18 protein-coding genes, 1 tRNA gene and 1 pseudogene are annotated in these 19,045 nt (G+C 73.2%); 17 read left to right on the forward strand and 3 right to left on the reverse strand.

Features of this window, described 5'->3' with window-relative positions; translation table 11 throughout:
- Positions 1–197: 197 nt before the first annotated feature.
- On the forward strand, positions 198–1,814 hold the full coding sequence (locus ACN28F_RS20165; RefSeq protein WP_289209444.1) for a DUF885 domain-containing protein: 1,617 nt from the start codon (positions 198–200) through the stop codon (positions 1,812–1,814).
- On the opposite strand, the gene nudC is transcribed toward ACN28F_RS20165, so the two are convergent.
- Both nudC and ACN28F_RS20175 read right to left on the reverse strand, forming a co-directional pair.
- Positions 1,803–2,678 (reverse strand): NAD(+) diphosphatase, encoded by an 876-nt coding sequence (gene nudC / locus ACN28F_RS20170; RefSeq protein WP_289209445.1) that lies wholly within the window; start codon positions 2,676–2,678, stop codon positions 1,803–1,805. The two genes, ACN28F_RS20165 and nudC, sit on opposite strands and share 12 nt — an antisense overlap.
- Positions 2,641–3,351 carry a hypothetical protein gene (locus tag ACN28F_RS20175; protein WP_289209446.1) on the reverse strand — a complete coding sequence of 237 codons (711 nt, stop codon included), beginning with the start codon at positions 3,349–3,351 and terminating at the stop codon, positions 2,641–2,643. Before ACN28F_RS20175 ends, nudC begins: the two co-directional genes overlap by 38 nt.
- A gap of 216 nt (positions 3,352–3,567) precedes the next feature.
- Here ACN28F_RS20175 and eno point away from each other — a divergent pair, with 216 nt between their 5' ends.
- The 13 genes and pseudogenes from eno to ACN28F_RS20240 all read left to right on the forward strand — a co-directional run bounded on the left by eno (position 3,568) and on the right by ACN28F_RS20240 (position 15,436).
- Positions 3,568–4,851: a phosphopyruvate hydratase gene (gene eno / locus ACN28F_RS20180; protein WP_421359180.1), complete on the forward strand. Its 1,284-nt coding sequence runs from the start codon at positions 3,568–3,570 to the stop codon at positions 4,849–4,851.
- Positions 4,852–4,976: 125 nt separating this feature from the next.
- Entirely contained in the window at positions 4,977–5,648 is a 672-nt protein-coding gene (locus ACN28F_RS20185; protein ID WP_289209448.1) for a septum formation initiator family protein, read from the forward strand.
- Positions 5,645–6,133, forward strand: a pseudogene (locus ACN28F_RS20190) (DUF501 domain-containing protein); the annotation flags it as partial. The gene ACN28F_RS20185 and the pseudogene ACN28F_RS20190, both read left to right, overlap by 4 nt.
- 67 nt (positions 6,134–6,200) lie before the next feature.
- Positions 6,201–6,731, forward strand: a complete 531-nt coding sequence (locus ACN28F_RS20195; RefSeq protein ID WP_289209450.1) for an amino-acid N-acetyltransferase — start codon at positions 6,201–6,203, stop codon at positions 6,729–6,731.
- A gap of 114 nt (positions 6,732–6,845) precedes the next feature.
- Positions 6,846–7,817: an exopolyphosphatase gene (locus ACN28F_RS20200; RefSeq protein WP_421361454.1), complete on the forward strand. Its 972-nt coding sequence runs from the start codon at positions 6,846–6,848 to the stop codon at positions 7,815–7,817.
- Between the two features lie 164 nt (positions 7,818–7,981).
- Complete coding sequence (locus ACN28F_RS20205) at positions 7,982–8,677, forward strand: dienelactone hydrolase family protein (RefSeq protein ID WP_289209451.1); 696 nt, start codon at positions 7,982–7,984, stop codon at positions 8,675–8,677.
- A gap of 71 nt (positions 8,678–8,748) precedes the next feature.
- Positions 8,749–9,489, forward strand: a complete 741-nt coding sequence (locus tag ACN28F_RS20210; protein ID WP_421359183.1) for a uracil-DNA glycosylase — start codon at positions 8,749–8,751, stop codon at positions 9,487–9,489.
- A 46-nt stretch (positions 9,490–9,535) separates the two neighbouring features.
- The gene (locus tag ACN28F_RS20215) at positions 9,536–10,315 is read left to right on the forward strand and encodes a DUF4129 domain-containing protein (protein WP_289209453.1); all 780 of its coding nucleotides are present in this window, start codon (positions 9,536–9,538) and stop codon (positions 10,313–10,315) included.
- Positions 10,308–10,898, forward strand: a complete 591-nt coding sequence (locus tag ACN28F_RS20220; RefSeq protein ID WP_289209454.1) for a hypothetical protein — start codon at positions 10,308–10,310, stop codon at positions 10,896–10,898. Before ACN28F_RS20215 ends, ACN28F_RS20220 begins: the two co-directional genes overlap by 8 nt.
- A complete protein-coding gene (locus ACN28F_RS20225; RefSeq protein ID WP_421359184.1) occupies positions 10,895–11,935 on the forward strand; it encodes an AAA family ATPase in 1,041 nt (346 codons plus the stop codon). The genes ACN28F_RS20220 and ACN28F_RS20225 overlap by 4 nt, the downstream gene beginning before the upstream one ends.
- Positions 11,932–13,392, forward strand: coding sequence for a DUF58 domain-containing protein (locus tag ACN28F_RS20230; protein ID WP_289209456.1), 1,461 nt, complete (start codon positions 11,932–11,934; stop codon positions 13,390–13,392). Before ACN28F_RS20225 ends, ACN28F_RS20230 begins: the two co-directional genes overlap by 4 nt.
- The gene (locus tag ACN28F_RS20235) at positions 13,389–13,952 is read left to right on the forward strand and encodes a hypothetical protein (RefSeq protein ID WP_289209457.1); all 564 of its coding nucleotides are present in this window, start codon (positions 13,389–13,391) and stop codon (positions 13,950–13,952) included. Before ACN28F_RS20230 ends, ACN28F_RS20235 begins: the two co-directional genes overlap by 4 nt.
- Positions 13,953–14,089: 137 nt before the next feature.
- On the forward strand, positions 14,090–15,436 hold the full coding sequence (locus ACN28F_RS20240; protein WP_421359187.1) for an NAD(P)/FAD-dependent oxidoreductase: 1,347 nt from the start codon (positions 14,090–14,092) through the stop codon (positions 15,434–15,436).
- A gap of 25 nt (positions 15,437–15,461) precedes the next feature.
- Here ACN28F_RS20240 and ACN28F_RS20245 read toward each other — a convergent pair whose 3' ends face one another.
- Positions 15,462–17,324 (reverse strand): hypothetical protein, encoded by a 1,863-nt coding sequence (locus tag ACN28F_RS20245; protein ID WP_421359189.1) that lies wholly within the window; start codon positions 17,322–17,324, stop codon positions 15,462–15,464.
- A 139-nt stretch (positions 17,325–17,463) separates the two neighbouring features.
- On the opposite strand from ACN28F_RS20245, the gene ACN28F_RS20250 reads away from it, so the two are divergent.
- The 3 genes from ACN28F_RS20250 to ACN28F_RS20260 all read left to right on the forward strand — a co-directional run bounded on the left by ACN28F_RS20250 (position 17,464) and on the right by ACN28F_RS20260 (position 19,003).
- Positions 17,464–17,544, forward strand: a tRNA-Leu gene (locus tag ACN28F_RS20250).
- Between the two features lie 133 nt (positions 17,545–17,677).
- Positions 17,678–18,499 carry a Bax inhibitor-1/YccA family protein gene (locus ACN28F_RS20255; RefSeq protein ID WP_289209460.1) on the forward strand — a complete coding sequence of 274 codons (822 nt, stop codon included), beginning with the start codon at positions 17,678–17,680 and terminating at the stop codon, positions 18,497–18,499.
- A gap of 174 nt (positions 18,500–18,673) precedes the next feature.
- A complete protein-coding gene (locus tag ACN28F_RS20260) occupies positions 18,674–19,003 on the forward strand; it encodes a hypothetical protein (RefSeq protein WP_289209461.1) in 330 nt (109 codons plus the stop codon).
- Positions 19,004–19,045: the final 42 nt, after the last annotated feature.

A 19,045-nucleotide genomic window follows, 5' to 3' on the forward strand; every position in this document is an offset into this window, starting at 1 on the left:
GATTTGCCCGGCAGTTTCGCCTCGTGGCATTGGTGTTTCTAGCGGGGAATCACCCCCGTCCGTCCACCGACGACGCCGAGCCGACCAGGTGACGCGCGGCGACCCGAGCGGCCGGCCGACCCGCCGACACGGGGCGACCCGACCGGCGGCCGGTCGATCGGAGGCCGGAGTCGGTGGGATGGCCTATGGTCGGTGCCATGGTGCCGTTCGTACCGTTGGCTGAACGTATCGTCGACGCGCTGCTGGCCAGCGATCCCGCGCTGGCGGCGTCGGCCGGTGACCACCGGTACGACGACCGGCTGCCGGACCTGTCCGCCGACACGGTCGCCGCCACCGCGACGATGCTGCTGGACGCCACCAACGCCCTCGCCGAGGTCGACGCCGATGCACTGCCCACCCAGGAGCGGGTGGACCACGCGATCCTGTCGGCGATCGTCGACCGGCGGCTGTTCGAACTGACCGAGGTACGGGCCCGCGAGTGGAACCCGCTGGTCTACAACCCGGGGCCGCTGCTGCACAGCCTGACCGCCCGCCCGTTCGCCCCGGCCGCACAGCGGCTGACCAGCCTGGCCGGGCGGCTCGGCGCCGTACCGGATGTGCTGGCCACCGCGCGTGAGACGCTGCGCGGCGTGCCGGCGGTCCACGCCGAGACCGCCGCCGGGCAGTTCGCCGGCACCGCCGCGCTGGTCCGCGACCAGGTCCCGGCGCTGCTCGCCGCCGAGCCCGGGATGCGGGGCAGCGTCGAACCGCTGGCGGCCGAGGCTGCTGCCGCGCTCGACGAGTTCGCCGGCTGGTTGCGGGCCAGCCTCGACCGGGACACCGACCGGCGGGATCCACGGCTGGGGCGGCGGCTGTGGGAGGCGCAGCTGTGGCACACCCTGGACACCGAGTTGACCGCCGCCGACGTACTGGACCGGGCCTGGGCCAACCTGGATCGGGTGACCGGCGAGATCCGGGCGGCGGCGGCCGAGCTGACCGGCGGGTCGGCCGACGACGACACGGTACGTACGGCGTTGGACCGGTTGGCCGCCGCGCACCCCGACGACGCCTCGATCGTGGCGTTGGCGCAGACGGCGATGCGGGAGACGACCGCGTTCGTCGCCGCGCACGACCTGGTGTCGCTGGTCGACGACCGGTGCGTGATCCAGGAGATGCCGGAGTTCGCCCGGGGTGTCGCGGTCGCCTACTGCGACCCGCCCGGGGTGTTGGAGCGCGCCGACGTGCCGACGTTCTACTGCATCGCGCCGACCCCGGCGGACTGGCCGGCGGAACGGGTCGCGTCGTTCTACCGCGAATACAACGACCACATGGTGCGCAACCTGACCGTGCACGAGGCGATGCCGGGGCATTTTCTGCAGCTGGCGCACGCCCGCCGGTTCCTCGGCACCACCCGGGTCCGGGCGATCGGCCGGTCCGGGCCGTTCGTCGAGGGCTGGGCGGTGTACGCCGAGGAGTTGATGGTCGACGCCGGCTTCGGCGGTCTGCCGGTGCGGCTGCAGCAGCTGAAGATGCAGCTGCGGATGACCCTCAACGCGATCCTGGACCAGTTGACCCACTGCGAGCAGTTGCCGCAGGACGAGGCGATGGCGCTGCTGACCGGCCGGGGGTTCCAGGAGGAGGGCGAGGCGGCCGGCAAGTGGCGTCGGGCGCTGCTGACCTCCACGCAGTTGTCGACGTACTTCGTGGGCTACACCGAGGTGGCGCAGGTCGCGGCGACCCGGCCGGTCGACGTACCGGTGCGGCAGTGGCACGACGCGATGCTGGCGCACGGCTCCCCGCCGCCGCGCCACCTGCCGGCGCTGCTACAGATCTGATCCCCCGGTCCGCTGGTGGTCGGTCCGCTGGTGGTCGATCAGCCAGCGGGAGATCGAGTACGTCGGCGGCAGCTCGGCCGGCAGGTCGTCGAGGTCGAACCAGCGGGCTTCGGCGATCTCCCGGCCGTCGACGACCGGTTCGGCCTGCGGTGCCGCCCGTGCGGTGAAGCCGGCCAGGACCACGCCGGGGCCGGACATCGCCCACGGCTGGCTGCCGAAGTAGCCGACGTCGTGCACCTCGAGGCCGACCTCCTCGGCGACCTCCCGGTGCACCGCGTCCTCCAGGGTCTCGCCGGCCTCGACGAAGCCGGCGACCAGCGCCCAGATCGCGGTCGGCCCGTAGGTGTGCCGGACCAGCAACAGCTGTGGGCGGCCGGCGGTCGAGGTGCGGGTGATCGCGGTCAGCACGGCGGGGGAGAGCTGCATCGGTACGTACAGCTCGCAGGCCGGGCAGCGGCGGGCGTGCTCGCCGGGAACGTCGGCCAGTTCGGTGGCGCAGGCGCCGCAGAACCGGTGGGTACGCCGCCAGGTGATCACCTGCAGCGCCCGGCCGGCCAGGGCGGCGAGGGGCTCACCGAGCCGACCGGCAAGCGCCGGCCAGCTGTGCCAGTCGCCGAGCCGCTCGTCGACGCCGGGTAGCCCGGTTGCCCAGACCCGGGCGCCGTCGAGGCTGCCCAGCGGCACCCACTCGGTCCCGGCGGGCAGGTCGGCCACCGAGGGCAGCGGGGCGTCGACGCCGCCGAGCAGTCGACGGCCGGCGACCACCAGACAGAGGTCGGCCGGTTCGGCGGTGGCGTCGGTGCCGGCGTCCGGCACGAACCTGCGGCTACGCCGGGCCGGGTCGCCGGTCGACGGAGCGGGCACCGTCGGGCAGCTCGAAGGCGGTGTCGTCGACGGTGTCACTGTACCGGCTTATCGCGATTTCGACGGCTTGTCCATCGACCACCCCGGTGAAGCTGCCCAGCGCACCCTCGGTGGTGACGCAGACGTCGAACCGGGGCGCCGCCGCGCCCTGCACCTGTCGGACGGTGACGCAGGTGGCGTGCCGGCCGGCGATCGTGGTGTCGTTCTGCGTCACGACCGCCGCCGGGTCGACAGCGGTGGCGTTCAGCAGGGCGATCACCACCGGCGGGGTGACCAACCCGCCCGCGTTGGCGTCCGTGAACAGCTCGGGCTGCGGCGGGGCCGACGGCGACGGCCCGGCGGTCAGCGTGCAGACCGGGCGGTCGCTGGCGGTGTCGCACTCCGTGGTCGCCGCCGACGTGACGATGAGCTTGCCGCCGGGATAGACGTACGCGGTGCGCTGCGGGTTCTGCGCCTGCACGATGCTGGCGCTGGCCCCGCCGACGAGCTGGTAGTCGGCGGAGTAGGTCAGGTCGTCGGCGCCGCCGAGCCGGGTGGCCAGTTCGTTGACCAGGTCGGCCGGCTGGATGGTCTGGCCCGCGTCGGCGATGTTCTGACAACCGGCGGTCAGCAGCAGCGTGCCGGCGAGGGTGGCCGTCGTCAGCCGACGGACGAGCTTGCCCGGTGCACGCATGGGGACAGGGTGGCCGATGCTGTCCACTCCCCGCAAACTCGTTGTCATCAATGTCCATAATTGGGAGCGCTGCGTGGTGTGTGCGGTTCACGGTTGGTACATCCCGCGTTAGGGAAGGCACCGCCCGCGACCCCCGGCCCGCCCGATACGCTGCCATCGGAACGGTCGGCCGCACCGTCGCGGCCTTGCGGGAATTTGAACACGAGGAGCGACACAGTGGCTACCATCGAGGGAATCGTCGCCAGGGAGATTCTCGATTCGCGCGGCAACCCGACGGTCGAGGTCGAAATCGGGCTCGACGACGGCACCATCGCCCGCGCCGCGGTGCCGTCCGGTGCCTCCACCGGCGCGTTCGAGGCGATCGAGCTGCGCGACGGTGACGCCGACCGGTACGCCGGCAAGGGCGTCGAGCAGGCGGTCGCCAACATCGAGGAGCGCATCGTCGACCAGTTGGTCGGGTTCGAGGCCAGCGAGCAGCGACTGATCGACCAGAAGATGCTCGACCTGGACGGCACCGCCGACAAGTCCGGACTCGGCGCGAACGCCATTCTCGGGGTGTCGCTGGCGGTGGCCAAGGCCGCTGCCAACAGCGCCGAGCTGAGCCTGTTCCGCTACCTCGGCGGCCCGAACGCCCACCTGCTGCCGGTGCCGATGATGAACATCCTCAACGGTGGCGCGCACGCCGACTCCAACGTCGACGTCCAGGAGTTCATGATCGCGCCGATCGGCGCGCCGACCTTCCGCGAGGCGCTGCGTACCGGGGCCGAGGTCTACCACAAGCTCAAGGCGGTGCTGAAGAAGAAGGGCCTGGCCACCGGGCTGGGCGACGAGGGCGGCTTCGCGCCGGACCTGCCGACCAACGCCGCCGCGCTGGACCTGATCGCCGAGGCCGTGGCCGCCGCCGGTTATAAGCTCGGCACCGACGTGGTGCTGGCGCTGGACGTGGCCGCCACCGAGTTCTACAAAGACGGTGCGTACGTCTTCGAGGGCGCGAACAAGTCCGCCGACGAGATGATCGCCTACTACACCAAGCTGGTCGGCGAGTACCCGATCGTGTCCATCGAGGACCCGCTGGCCGAGGACGACTGGGCCGGCTGGTCGGCGATGACCGCCGCGCTCGGCGACAAGATCCAGATCGTCGGCGACGACCTGTTCGTCACCAACCCGGAGCGCATCGCCCGGGGCATCGCCGAGCAGGCCGCCAACGCCGTACTGGTCAAGGTGAACCAGATCGGGTCGCTCACCGAGACCTTCGACGCGGTCGAGCTGGCCCACCGCAACGGCATGCGGTGCATGATGAGCCACCGCTCCGGCGAGACCGAGGACACCACCATCGCCGACCTGGCGGTGGCGACCGGCTGCGGGCAGATCAAGACCGGTGCCCCGGCCCGGTCCGAGCGGGTCGCCAAGTACAACCAGCTGCTGCGCATCGAGGAGGAGCTGGCCGACGCCGCGCGCTACGCCGGGGCGGCCGCCTTCCCGCGCTACCGTACGGCGTGACCGTACGGCGTACCTGATACACCGACGGCGGCGCGTGCCGGGCCGGGCGGCGGGACCGAGCCGCTGCCCCGGCACGCGCCGGCCGGGTTCCGTACCGCCGACCGACCGGGAGGGGTGTGACGACGGTGACGCAACGGCGCACACCGAGTGGGCAGGGCCCGACCCGGCGTACCGGCCAGACCGGACGCTCCGGCGTCCGGGGGCCGGTGCGTACCGCCGGCCGGGACACCGGCCGCGACGCGCCTCGCGGCGTCGGCCGCGACACCGCCCGTGACGGCGGTCGTGGTGCCACACGCGACGGCGGTCGTGGCACCGACGCGGGCCGCCCGGCGAGTCGGCCGGCGGCGGCCCGGCGGGCACCCGCCGGGCCGGTCAAGCGGACCACCGCGGCGCAGCCCAACCGTGTCACCGGCCGGGCCACCGTCCTGCTGGTGGTGCTGGTGGCGCTCGCCCTGGCCTACACCTATCCGGTCCGGGTCTACCTCAGCCAGCAGTCCGACATCGCCCGGATGGAGCAGGCCCAGCAGGAGCAACGGGAACGGATCGCGGAGCTGACCGCGCAGGCCGAACGCTGGCAGGACCCGGACTTCATCCGGATCGAGGCCAAACGGCGCTTCTACATGGTGTACCCGGGGGAGGTGCCGCTGCTGGTGCTGCACGATCCGGCCGGGGCCGCCCGCGACGCCGGCGACCCGATCGACCCACCACCGGGCGAGTCGACTCCGGCCGACCCGTGGTACGACACCCTGTGGTCCAGCGTGCAGGCCGCCGACGCCACCGAAGGGACCTCGCCGTGACCAGCCGACCCGCCGACGAACAGGACCTGGCGGCGGTGGCCGCGCAGCTCGGCCGCCCACCGCGCGGCACCCGGGCGGTCGCCCACCGCTGCCCGTGCCAGCTGCCCGACGTGGTCGAGACGGTGCCCCGACTGGCCGACGGCACCCCGTTCCCGACGTTGTTCTACCTGACCTGCCCCCGGGCGACCGCCGCGTGCAGCCGGCTGGAGTCCGCCGGTCTGATGCGCGAGTTCGCCGACCGGCTGGCCGAGGATCCGCAGTTCGCCGCCGCGTACCGGGCGGCGCACGAGGACTATCTGACCCGGCGCGAGGCGATCGGCCACGTGCCGGAGATCGACGGGGTGTCCGCCGGCGGCATGCCGGGCCGGGTCAAGTGCCTGCACGTGCACCTGGGGCACGCGCTCGCCGTCGGCCCGGGTGTCAACCCGATCGGCGACCGGGTCCGCGAGCTGGTGGAGCCGTGGTGGGAAGGTGGGCCCTGCGTACCACCGGCGGAGCTGGCCGGGCCCGCGCAGTCGCAGCGGCCCGCGCAGCCGGCGCAGGACGGCGATCGTGTCGACGCCTGACACCGACGACGCCGAGGTGGTGATCCGCCGCGCGCGCACCCCTGACGTACGGGGGATCCGTCGACTGATCGACCTGTACAGCCCGGACCGCCGGCTGCTCAGCAAGGCCACCGTCACCCTGTACGAGGACGTGCAGGAGTTCTGGGTCGCGCAACGCCCCGCCGACGGCGCCATCGTCGGCTGCGGGGCGCTGCACGTGATGTGGGAGGACCTGGCGGAGATCCGTACCGTCGCGGTCGACCCGCGGTGTCGCGGCCGCAAGATCGGGCACCGGATCGTCGCGGAGCTGGTCGCCGCCGCCCGCGAGCTCGGTGTCGCCCGGGTCTTCGTGCTCACCTTCGAGACCCGGTTCTTCGCCAGCTTCGGCTTCGTCGAGATCGACGGTGCGCCGGTGCCGGGCCAGGTGTACGAGCAGCTGCTGCGCTCCTACGACGAGGGCGTCGCCGAGTTTCTCGGGCTGGAGCGGGTCAAGCCGAACACGCTCGGCAACACCCGGATGCTGCTGCACCTGCGCTGAGCACCCCGACCCGCCAAGATCCCGACGATCTTGCAATTATCGTTGAACAAATCGGACAAAAGCTCTCGATGAGCGCAAGATCGTCGGGGAGAGGGAATGGGTGGCGTGATGCGGGTGGCGGGCATCGACTGCGGCACCAACTCGGTCCGGCTGCTGATCGCCGACCTGGGACGTGACGCTGGAGCCGGGCCAGAGCATGGCCGTGCCGATCCGCCGCTGACCGACGTGGTCCGCCGGATGGAGATCGTCCGGCTCGGCGAAGGCGTCGACCGGACCCGCCGGCTCGCCCCCGAGGCCATCGACCGGACCCGCCGGGCCCTGACCGGGTACGCGGCCGAGATCGCCGCGCACGGTGCCGAGCGGGTCCGCATGTGTGCCACCTCGGCCAGCCGCGACGCCGACAACGCCGCCGAGTTCGTGGCGATGGTGCAGGCCACCCTCGGGGTGACCCCCGAGGTGGTCACCGGCGACGAGGAGGCCCGGCTCACCTTCGCCGGCGCGGTCGGCGGGTTGGCCGCCACCGCCGCCGCGCCGTACCTGGTCGTCGACATCGGCGGCGGCTCCACCGAGTTCGTCGTCGGCACCGGCACGGTGGACCGGGCGGTCTCGGTCGACATCGGCTGCGTCCGGATGACCGAACGGCACCTGCGGGCCGACCCGCCGACCCCGGCGCAGATCGACGCCGCGCGACGGGACATCACCGACGCGGTCGACCGCGCTCTGACAGCGGTCGGCCTGGCGGGCCGGTCGGTCAGCGCCGGGCCGACCGACGGTACGCCGACCCTGGTCGGCCTGGCCGGCTCGGTGACCACCGTCGCCGGGATCGCGCTGGGGCTCGACGCCTACCGGCCGGAGCGGCTGCACCACGCCACCGTCAGCTACCAGCAGGTGGCGGCGGTCACCACCGACCTGCTCGCCATGCCGGTCGCCGAGCGGCTGCGGATCCCGGTGATGCATCCGGGCCGGGCCGACGTGATCGCCGCCGGCGCGATGGTGCTGCAGATCATCATGGAACGGGCCGGGGTGCCCGCCGTCGTCGCCAGCGAGCACGACATCCTCGACGGGATCTGCCTGAGCCTGCGCTGACCCGTTGCGCCCCGGGCGGTGACCATTGGACGTACGGCAGCTCACCAAGAGGTGTACGCCACCCTCCGCGCGCCTTCCCCGGCCTCGCGGCGCGTGTCAGGCTACCCGGACACGTGACCCACTGCGCGCCAGCCAACGATGACTGACCGACAGGAGGACCCCCCATGGGCGAGATGGTGAGCTACCGCAGCAACGGCGGGACCAGCGAGGGATACCTGGCCCTGCCGCCGACACCCGGCGACACCGGTGCCCCTGCGGTCATCGTCATCCAGGAGTGGTGGGGGCTGGTACCGCACATCACCACGGTCGCCGACCGGCTCGCCGAAGCCGGCTTCGTCGCCCTTGCCCCGGACCTCTACCACGGGGTGCAGGCCACCGAGCCGGACCAGGCGCGTCGGCTGCTGATGGGACTGGCGATGGACGAGGCGGCGAAGGACATCGCCGGGGCCGCCGACTACCTCGCGGGCCGGGCCGAGACCGTCGGTGACACCGTCGGTACGGTCGGCTTCTGTGCCGGCGGTAGCCTGGCGCTGTGGTCGGCCACGCTCACCGACCGGATCGTGGCCACCGCCGGTTTCTACCCGACGGTGCCGTGGGAGCGGATGAGCCCCGACTGGTCCGGCTACGCCGGCAAGGCGGCGACGATCCACTGCTCGGAGCAGGACGGTACCTCCGCGGCCGAGGGCATCCAGCAGGCCAGGGGCTACATCGAGGCGGCCGGCGGGAACTGTGTCGTCTACGACTACCCTGGCACCCGGCACGCGTTCTTCAACGACGACCGTCCGGAGTCGTACGACCCCGACGCGTCGACGCGGGCCTGGGCGCGGACCCTGGAACTGTTCCGGACCCGACTCGGCTGAGCGCGGCGGGTGTCACCGGCGGCGGTGCGGTGGTCGCTGCCCGTTGCGCCGTTACGACGCCGGAAGGAGCCGTGGTGACCCGTACCGCCGACGAGGTGACCACAGCGGCGGCCCAGGTGCCGGACCTGCCCGCGCTGGACGCTGCGGTCGCCCACTGCCGGGCCTGCCCCGGCCTGGTCGCCTGGCGGGAGCAGGTCGCCGCGACGAAACGGGCGGCGTTCCGGGACCAGACCTACTGGGGCCGGCCGGTGCCCGGGTTCGGGGCGTCGGACGCCCGGATCGCTGTGCTCGGCCTGGCCCCGGCGGCCCACGGCGGAAACCGGACCGGTCGGGTCTTCACCGGCGACCGCTCCGGCGACGTGCTCTTCGCCGCGCTGCACCGGGCCGGCCTGGCCAACCAGCCGACCAGCGTCGCCGCCGACGACGGCCTGCGTCTGATCGACACCCGGGTGGTGGCCGCCGTGCGTTGCGCGCCGCCGGCGAACAAACCGACCCCGGCCGAGCGGGACACCTGCGCGCCCTGGCTGCACCGTGAGTTCGAACTGCTGCGGGCCTCACTGCGGGTGGTGGTCGCGCTCGGCGCGTTCGCCTGGGCTGCGTGGTGGCCGACGTCGACCCGGGTGTACGGCCGACGCCCGCCCACGCCCCGACCGGCGTTCGGCCATGGGGCACACTGGTCGGGTGGCGCGGGGGCGCCCGACCTGCTGGGCTGTTACCACGTCAGCCAGCAGAACACGTTCACCGGCCGGCTCACCCCAGCCATGCTCGACGAGGTGTTCGCCGAGGCGAAACGCCGGGCGCAGGGCAGCTGAGGCGGGCAATCCCACGCAGGAGGATTCGAGGGGCATCACGTCGCCAATGGATCATGCGACCTTCCGTCGACTGTGGCCACTCGCTGCCGTCGCCGTCCTGCTCGCGCTGACCGCCGTCGCGGCAGCGAACTCCACCCTGCCGGTCGGCCGGACCGACGCCACCGTCGAACGGGAACTCCCGGCCCTGCCGGACTACCAGCAGCCGCAGACCGCACCGACGTTCGAGCCACCACCGGAGGAGTTCGCCGCCGCCGATCAGCAGCAGATCCCGTCCTGGATTCCGCTGGCCGCCGGTGCCCTCTGCGCGGTGGCCGTGCTGGTGGTCGCCGGCCTGCTGATCTGGACGCTGCTGCGAGACCTGGTCCGCCGACGCCCCCGGCGGGCGAGCGGCGGCATCCGCCGGCGTACCCGAATGCCGGAGGAGCCGGGCAGCGCGGCGGAGGTGGTCGCCGCCGTCGACGCCGGCCTGGTCGAGCTCTCCGACGCCGACACCGACCCCCGCCGGGCGGTGATCGCCTGCTGGGTACGGCTGGAGCAGGCCGCCGCCGCGGCCGGCACCCCACGACAGGTCGGCGACACCTCCACCGACCTGGTGACCCGGCTGCTGGCCGGGCATGCGATCAGCGCACAGGTGCTCTCCGCGTTCGCCGCCGTCTACCGCCAGGCCCGCTACGCCCGGCACGCGGTCGACGAACGTACCCGGGCCCAGGCCCAGTCGGCGCTGCGCCGGCTGCGCGGCGAACTGACCGCCGGCGTCGGCGCGACCGGAACCGGCCCGGCCAGCGGAACCGGTCCCGCCAGCGGAAGCGAGCCGGTCGATGGGTGACCAGCAGACCAGCATCGACGACCTGCTCGGCCACGAGGAGGAGCGGCCCGCCCCGGAGCCGACCGCCCGCCCACGCGGGCGAATCCGTCGCTGGTTCAGCGCGCTGCTGATCGCCGCCGCCGGTACGGCGGTCGTCGTGTTCGGGTTACGGGCGTTCGGCCTCGCCGTACCGGTGGTGGCGGTCTTCGGCGGCTGCCTGGCGTTGGTGGCGCTGCGGCGCACCGTACGCTCGGTCGCCGCGCCGAAGCCGGTGAAGCTGCGTCGGGTCGGGGTCGACCCGGAGGACGGCAACTACGTCTTCGGCAGTGCGGACGGCCTGCGGGAGGCGGTCCGCCGGTGGGAGAGCCGGCTGCGTTCCGGGCACCGGGACGCGGCCCGGTTCACCGAGGTGATGGCGCCGGTGCTCGCCGACCTCGTCGACGAGCGGCTGCGGCAACGGCACGGGTTCACCCGGGCCAGTGACCCGCAGCGGGCCCGGGCGATCTGCGGCGACGAACTGTGGCAGCTCCTCGACGCCCCCGTCCGGCGTGCGCCGTCGGCAAAGGACTACGCGCTGCTCATCAGCCAATTGGAGAAGATATGAACGACGTGGTGGCCGCCCCGACCGCCGAGGCGAGCCGGCTGGCGCACGCCGTACTGGACTCGGTCGGCACCATCCTGGTCGGCAAGCGGGACGCGTTGGAGCTGGTGCTGGCGGGCATCCTGGCCGGCGGACACGTGCTGCTGGAGGACCTGCCGGGCCTCGGCAAGACCCTGACCGCCCGGTCCTTCGCGCAGGCGCTGGGGCTGGACTTCCGCCGCCTGCAGTTCACCCCGGACCTGCTGCCCGCCGACGTCACCGGGTCGTTCCTGTACGACCAGCGCAGCGCCGACTTCACCTTCCGGGCCGGCCCGGTCTTCACGAACCTGCTGCTCGCCGACGAGATCAACCGGACACCGCCGAAGACCCAGGCGGCGCTGCTGGAGGCGATGCAGGAGAAGCAGGTGTCGGTGGAGGGCGTCACCTACCGGCTGGAGGCGCCGTTCCACGTGCTGGCCACCGCCAACCCGATCGAGTACGAAGGCACCTATCCGCTGCCCGAGGCGCAGCTGGACCGGTTCCTGCTGCGGGTGTCGTTCGGCTACCCGACCCACGACGAGGAGTGGGAGGTGCTGCGTCGGCGGATCGCCCGGCGGCAGGAGGAGACCGAACTGTCGGCGGTGGTCGACGCCGCCGGGCTGCGCGCAATGCAGGCCGCGTTGGAGAACGTCGTCGTCGAGGACTCCATCGGCCGCTACATCGTGTCGTTGACCCAGGCCACCCGGGAACACCCGTCGGTGCTGGTCGGGGCCTCGCCCCGGGGGTCGTTGGCGCTGCTGCTGCTGGCCCGGGCCAAGGCGGTGCTCGCCGGCCGGGACTTCGTCGTCCCGGAGGACGTCAAGGAGGTCGCCGCGCCCGTGCTGGCGCACCGGATCACCCTGCGGCCGGAGATGTGGCTGCGCCGGGTCGACCCGGCGTTCGTCGTCGCCGAGGTGCTGGCACAGACGCCGGCACCGGCCAGCGGCGCGCTGCCCAGCTACGCGGGTGGCTTCGGCCCGTCCGGCGGCGTGGCGGCCGGTGGCCGCCGCCCGGCGCAGTGACCGGCGGGGAGTGGCTGCCCACCCGGGCGCTCGGGCGGGCGGTGGTGGTCACCGGCCTGCTGTTGATCGCCGGGGTGCTCCTCGGTCGGGTCGACCTGGTGGCGTTGGCGGCACCGTTCGCGCTGGGGGCGGCGTACGGGTTGCGCCGCCGGCCGACCGCCGCGCCGCTGCTCGACGTCGGTGCCGTCGACGGGAAGATCGTCGAAGGCGGTGAGGTGGGTGCCCGGGCGGCCGCCGCCAACCCGGCGGACGCCGACTACGACCTGGTGGTGGTCCGGGCGAAGGTGTCACCGTGGCTGCGCATCGACGAGATCGGGATACTGCCGGCCGTGCCGATCGACCCGACCGGCGTCGCCCCGGCGACCGGTGCCGGGGCCACCGGCGACCCGACGGCCGGTGCCGGGTCGGTGCAGGTGCTCGAACAACTGGGCCCGCCGGCCCGGCCGACGCCGTCCGGTGGGGTGCCGGATCGCCCGTTCGCCCTGGCGGTGCCGAGCGGCACCGCCGCAGGCTTCGAGTTGGGCGGGGTGGCGCTGCGCTGGGGGCGTCAGCCGATCGGACCGGTCGCCGCCCGCGCGGTGGCCTGCGACGGGCTGCTGGCCTGCCGGCCGCTGGTCGCCGAACCGGTCCGGGTGCCGGTCTACCCGGTGATCGAGCCGTTCGACGCCGACGAGGCGATGCCCCGGGCCGCCGGCCTGGTCGGCGGGCACCGGTCCCGCCGGCCGGGGGAGGGCGGCGAGCTGGCCGGGGTACGGATCTTCGGGCCCGGCGACCGGCTGCGTCGGATCGACTGGCGGGTGTCGCTGCGGGCCCGGCAACTGCACGTGGCGGCGACGCTGTCCGACCGGGACGCCGAAGTGGTGCTGCTGGTGGACGTGCTCACCGAGGTCGGCCGCTCCGGCGGGGTGTCCGGCGGCGCGTCCGTGCTCGACACCACGGTCCGGGCGGCGGCCGCCGTCGCCGAGCACTACCTGCACCGGGGGGACCGGGTCGCGATGCTGGAGTACGGGCCACTGGCCCGCCGGCTGCGTCCGGCCACCGGCCGGCGGCAGTACCTGACCGTGCTCGAATGGCTGTTGGACGTCACCGTCCGGCCCACCCCGTACGAGCCCTACGACCAGGTGTTCGGCCCGCAGCTGCTCTCCTCCGACGCGCTGGTGGTGGTGCTCACTCCGCTGGTCGACCCACGGTCGGCGGAGATGCTGGCCCGGATGGCCCGGTCCGGGCGGATCGTGGTCGCCGTCGACACGCTGCCCGCCACGCTGGCCCCACCGGCCCGCTCCGGCGGCTGGTCGGAGGTGGCGTACCGGCTGTGGCGGCTGGAACGCGACAACACCATCGGGCAGCTGCGTGAACACGGCGTACCGGTGGTGGCCTGGGCCGGCACCGGCAGCCTCGACCAGGTGCTGCGCGACGTCGCCCGGTTGGCGTCGGCACCCAAGGCGGTGCTGCGATGATCACCGCCGTACGGGACCGGGTGGCGGCCGTGCGGACCGTGCTGCACCGGGCGACCCTGGCGCCGGTGCTGCTGCGCGTCGCGGTGGCCGTGGTGACCCTGCTGGGCCTCGGTCTGGCGTACCCGGCCGAACTGCTGATCGACCGGCTCGGCCTGGCGCTGCTGGCCGTCGCGGTGCTGCCGGCGCTCGCCCCACGCGGCCACGCGCCGACGGTGGCGATCCTGGTCGGGCTGGTCGGCTGGGCGCTGTCGACGACGGTGTACGGCGTACCGGTGCAGCTGTGGCGGCTGCTCGCGGTCGGCTCCCTGCTCTACCTGACGCATTCGCTGGCCGCGCTGGCCGCCGCGCTGCCCTACGACGTGGTACTCGCGCCGGACGTCGTACTCCGCTGGTCGACCCGGGCCGGCGGGGTGCTGCTGGCGTCGGCGGTACTGGTGGTGCTGCTGCTCACCGTCGCCGGGCAGGCGGCCGGGCCGCCGTTCCTGCTGGCGGCGCTGGCCGGGCTGGCGGTCGCCGTCGGTGCTGTCGCCCTGCTCGCCGCCCTGGTCCGCCGCCGCTGATCCGGCGCCGCTGGCTTGCGGTGCCCGCACCTGCGGCGGTGTCGGGGGTCACTGCGTGCGACGTCACACCCGCGTGCTGGGTCACATATCTGGCTTTCGAGGCTGCGTCAAGAGGCGGACGGGAGGAAGATGGCGATGTGAATAGGCAACGGATCCTTGTCGTCGGTGCCGGGCACGTCGGTCTCTACGCCGCCCTGCGCCTGTCCCGAAAGATGCGGCGGGGCGAGGCCGAGGTGATCGTGGTCGACCCGCAGCCCCACATGACCTACCAGCCGTTCCTGCCCGAGGCTGCGGCGGGCAACATCTCCCCACGGCACTCGGTGGTGCCGCTGCGCCGCGAACTGCGCCGCTGCCACGTCATCGCCGGCGCGGTCACCCGCATCGAGCACGCCCGCAAGGTCGCCAGCGTGCAGCCGATCGTCGGCCCGGCCCGGGAGATCGCCTACGACCACGTGATCGTCGCCCCCGGTTCGGTGTCCCGGACGCTGCCCATTCCCGGTCTGCGTGAGCACGGCATCGGCTTCAAGACCATCGGCGAGGCCATCTACCTGCGCAACCACGTACTGGAGCGGCTCGACGTGGCGGCGGCGACCGCCGATGACGAGGTACGCCGTACCGCGTTGACGTTCGTCTTCGTCGGCGGTGGGTACGCCGGGATCGAGGCGCTCGCCGAGATGGAGGACATGGCCCGCGACGCGCTGCGGTACTACCCGGAGCTGAAGCCGGCCGACATGCGCTGGGTGCTGGTCGAGGCGACCCAGCGGGTGCTGCCCGAGGTCGACCGGGACATGGGCGCGTACACGGTGCAGCAGCTGGTCAAGCGCGGCATGGACATCCGGCTGGACACCCGGCTGGAGTCCTGCGTCGACGGGCTGGTGCGCCTCTCCGACGGCGACAGCTTCCGTGCCGACACGATCGTCTGGACGGCCGGGGTCAAGCCGTCGCCGATGCTCGACGCCACCGACCTGCCCCGGGACGAGCGGCGCCGGGTCAACTGCCTGGCCACCCTGCAGGTCGCCGAGGACGGCCGGGCGGTCGAGGGGGCCTGGAGCGCCGGCGACTGCGCGGCGGTGCCGGACCTGACCGGGCCGCCCGGGGCGTACTGCTCGCCCAGCGCCCAGCACGCGGTCCGCCAGGCCCGGGCCATGGCCGACAACATCCTGGCGGTGATCCGTGGCCAGCAGCCGGTGGAGTACCGGCACAAGCACGCCGGCAGCGTCGCCAGCCTCGGCCTGCACAAGGGTGTCGCCCAAGTCTACGGCATCAAGATGACCGGGCTGCCCGCCTGGTTCATGCACCGTACGTACCACATGAGCCGGATCCCGTCGCTGAACCGCAAGGTACGGGTCATCGTCGACTGGACGCTCGCGCTGTTCCTCAAGCGTGAGGTCGTGGCGCTCGGCCAGCTGCACGACCCCCGGGAGGACTTCCTCGGCGCGACGCCGCCGGTCACCACCGCACCGGAGCCGGCCAACCTGCGGTAGGCCGCCGTGGCCACGCCGGATGCGGTCAGCCGACCCGCCAGACCCAGGCGTCGGCGATCCGCTCGCCCGGGCCGATCAGCTCCTCGGTGGTGCGCCGTAGCGGGTCGGCGTGCACCGTGCCGTCGGCGACCACCACACAGTTCGCGCCCCAGCGCGCCAGGTCCCGCCGGGCCCGGGCCCGCTCGTCGTCGGTGATCTCCGGCACCTCGCCGGTGCGGGCCACCTCGGCCCAGATCTTCGAGGTGGGCTGCTTGAACGTGCCCATCGAGGCTTCCCCGCCGGGTGCGTAGGGGCCGATGAAGAAGCCCTCCGGCATGCCGAACGCGACGTTCGCGGCGGTCGCCCAGGCCATCGGCCACGGCTCCTTCGGCGTCGCGGGCGGCACCGGCACCAGGACACCGCCGGTCGACACGCAGTCGCGCCAGTGTCCGGCGGTGATGAACTGCGGCAGCGGCTCGCGGTCCATGCCGGGCAGCGGCGCCGGCACGACCGGCAGCAGCGCGGCGGTGAGCACCGTCGGCACCAGCACCCGGCCGGGGCGCCAGCCGAGCCGCAGCGCCCGGTCGACCGCGAGCACCAGGATCGCGGCGATCAACGGGATCACCGCGAGGGCGAAGCGCATCGGCAACGCGCCGTCGACTACCGGCAACCCGTTGAGCAACGCGTACGGCCCGGGAACGTCGGTACGCGTGCCGTCGACGACGATCCGTGGCCCGAGCGAGAGCCCGGCCATCAGCACGGTCCCCACCGTGCAGGCGACCACCATCGGCCGGCGGATCAGCCAGCCGGCGCAGCCGGCGGTGACGATCAGCAGCGGCCAGCCGAGGAAGGTGTTGTACTCGGCCGGGCCGGTGGTGAGCTCCGCCGCGCTGGCCGAGCCGGCGATCGACAGTTCGGACACCGCAGGCCAGCTGGCCAGGTCGGCGGAGAAGTAGTCGGGGTCGAACACGCCGTCGGAGACGCCCTGCGGGCCGGCGAACTGGAACCACAGCGGGTACGCCAGCAGTACCACGCCGACGGCGACGGCGACGGCCATGCCGACCATGAAGGTGGGCAGGATCCGCCGCACGTACCGGGGGGCGGCGGCCGCGAACGCGGCGGCCATGACGATCAACGTGACGGCGGTGAGGAACAGCACCTCCTCGCCGACGAAGACCTGTACCGCGACGACCACGCCGAGCCATGCCCCGGACGTGACGGTACGACGACGGTCGGCCGGGCCGGCCGGGCCGTGGATGCGGCCGTCCGGGGTCGACCCGGTCGGGTCGGCGGACTGCATCAGCCGGGCCAGCAGCCAGACCATCACCGGGATCAGCCAGATCGCGGTCATGTGCAGGTGGCTGTTGCTCTGCGACACCATTCCGGGGGCGAAGCCGCAGAACGCGCCACCCACGGCGGCGGCGAACCGGTGGGCGCCGACGAGCCGCACGAACATCAGGTAGAAGGCGATCGCGCTGGCCGCCAGGTTCCCGGCGACGAGCAGCGCGAAGGTGACCGGGGCACCGAACGCCAGGGTGACCGGGGCCATCAGGAAGCCGAGGGCGATGACGGTGGTGTTCGTCATCAGGTTGACCCCGTCCGGGGCGTTTAGCCGGTCGCTGAGCAGGCTGAAGTCGCCGAGCAGCAGCCGCGCGTCGCTGGCCAGGAACCACTCGTACAGGGTCTGGTCCTCGGGGTTGAGCGCCAGCAGCCGCCCACTGGGCGAGGGCCAGAGGTGGTAGGTCAACCAGGCCGAGACCGCGACGAAGAACAGGCTTACCGCCACGTCCGGGGCGTATCGGCGAGCGGCTGCCGCGATCCGGGACCGTCGGGAGCCGCGCCGCAGGTATTCGTCCGGAACGTCCGGACCTGGGCCGGTGTCCTGCGCTGCGGTGGCTGAGCGGGTCACGAACCGAACCCTAGTGCCGCGCGTCGGCCGGGATGCGCCCGGCTGGGTCGGACCCGCTAACGTGACAGTCTGCGGTCGGGCGAACGTACGCGACGGCGGGCCGGTCACCGGACCGGCGTCGCCAGCCCGGCCGGGACGGGCCCGGGTGGTGGAACGGCAGACACGGCTGCCTTAAAAGCGGCTGCCGAAAGGCGTGCGGGTTCGAGTCCCGCCCCGGGCACGGCGGTCCGTCCCCGGCCGCCGCGACCCGTCGATGCAGGCCCGTGACGCACGCGTCCTCCACAGCCTCGATCGGTGCGTCTACCCTTGGACTCACACGATCGTGTGACAACCCCCCTGAGGGAGGCTGGACAGTGAAGACATCCAACCCGGTCCTGGCCCGGCTCGGCCAGGCGGCCGAGCGGGAACGGGCGGCCGGGTACGCCCCCGCCGGTCCCTACGGGCAGCCCGGCTACGGGCAGCCGTACCCCGGTGCGGGCAGTGCGCCTGCCGCGCCGCCCACCGTGGCGCCGATGACCGTCGACGACGTCGTCGTCAAGACCGTGACCCTGCTCGGCATCACCGGTCTGTCGGCGGTCGCCGCCTGGATCCTGGTGCCCGACGCACTGCTCGGGGTGGCCTGGATCGGCGCGGCGATCGTCGGTCTGGTGCTGGGCCTGGTCATCTCGTTCTCCCGGATGGCGAACCCGGCCCTGGTGGTCACCTACGCCGTCGTCGAGGGTGTCTTCGTCGGGATGGTGAGCAAGTTCTTCCAGGAGATCGCCGGCTACCAGGGCATCGTCCTGCAGGCGGTGGTCGCCACCTTCGGCGTGTTCTTCCTGATGGCCGCGCTCTACAAGATGAAGGTGATCCGGGCCACCCCGAAGTTCACCCGTGGGCTGATCGCGGCGATGGTCGGCGTCTTCGCCGTCATGATGATCAACCTGGTGCTGTCGCTGTTCGGCGTCGACACCGGCCTGCGCAGCGGTGGCCCGATCGCGATCATCTTCAGCCTCATCTGCATCGTGGTCGCCTCGCTCAGCTTCGTGCTGAGCTTCCACGAGGTCGAGGAGGGCGTCCGACTCGGCCTGCCGCAGCGGTACTCCTGGGTCGCCGCCTTCGGCATCCTGGTCAGCCTGATCTGGCTCTACATCGAGATCCTGCGGCTGCTCAGTTTCTTCCAGGGCGACGACTGATCCAGATCGTCCTGGGTGCGGTAGCACCACACGGCCGCGACGGGTCTGCGTACGCGACGCCCGGCCACCGGTGTTCCCGGCGGCCGGGCGTCGCGCTGTTTCCCGGCGGCGTGCCGCTGCGGTACCGGTGTTCGTCGGCCATGGCTGCCGGTCGCCGCTGACTAGACTGCGTCGGTGGGAACGCGACAGCCCGGTGAGCGGACGGACCCCCTGACCCGGCAGGTCCAGCTGCTGGTCCGGCAGGTCGGCCACTGGGAGAACCCCCGGTGGGCGGCCGCCGACGGCCGGCGGGCCGCCGAGTTTCATCAACTCGTGCAGTACGTCGCCGATCTGGGTGCCGCCGCCGAGGGTCGTCCGGTCCGGCCGGTGCCGAGGCTGCGGCTCGACACCGCCCTGCCGGACCAGCTGCGGGTGGTGGCGGCGGACCTGGTCCGGGCGTCGACCGACCCGGCGACGCTGGAGCCTGCGGTGGCGGCCGTACGGCGCCTGCGCGACCAGCTTTGACGGCGGCGTTCCCGGGATCCAGCTGGGGGAGCGGGATTCAGC

Origin of the sequence: Solwaraspora sp. WMMA2101, assembly GCF_049179175.1 — a bacterium.
GTDB lineage: Bacteria > Actinomycetota > Actinomycetes > Mycobacteriales > Micromonosporaceae > Micromonospora_E.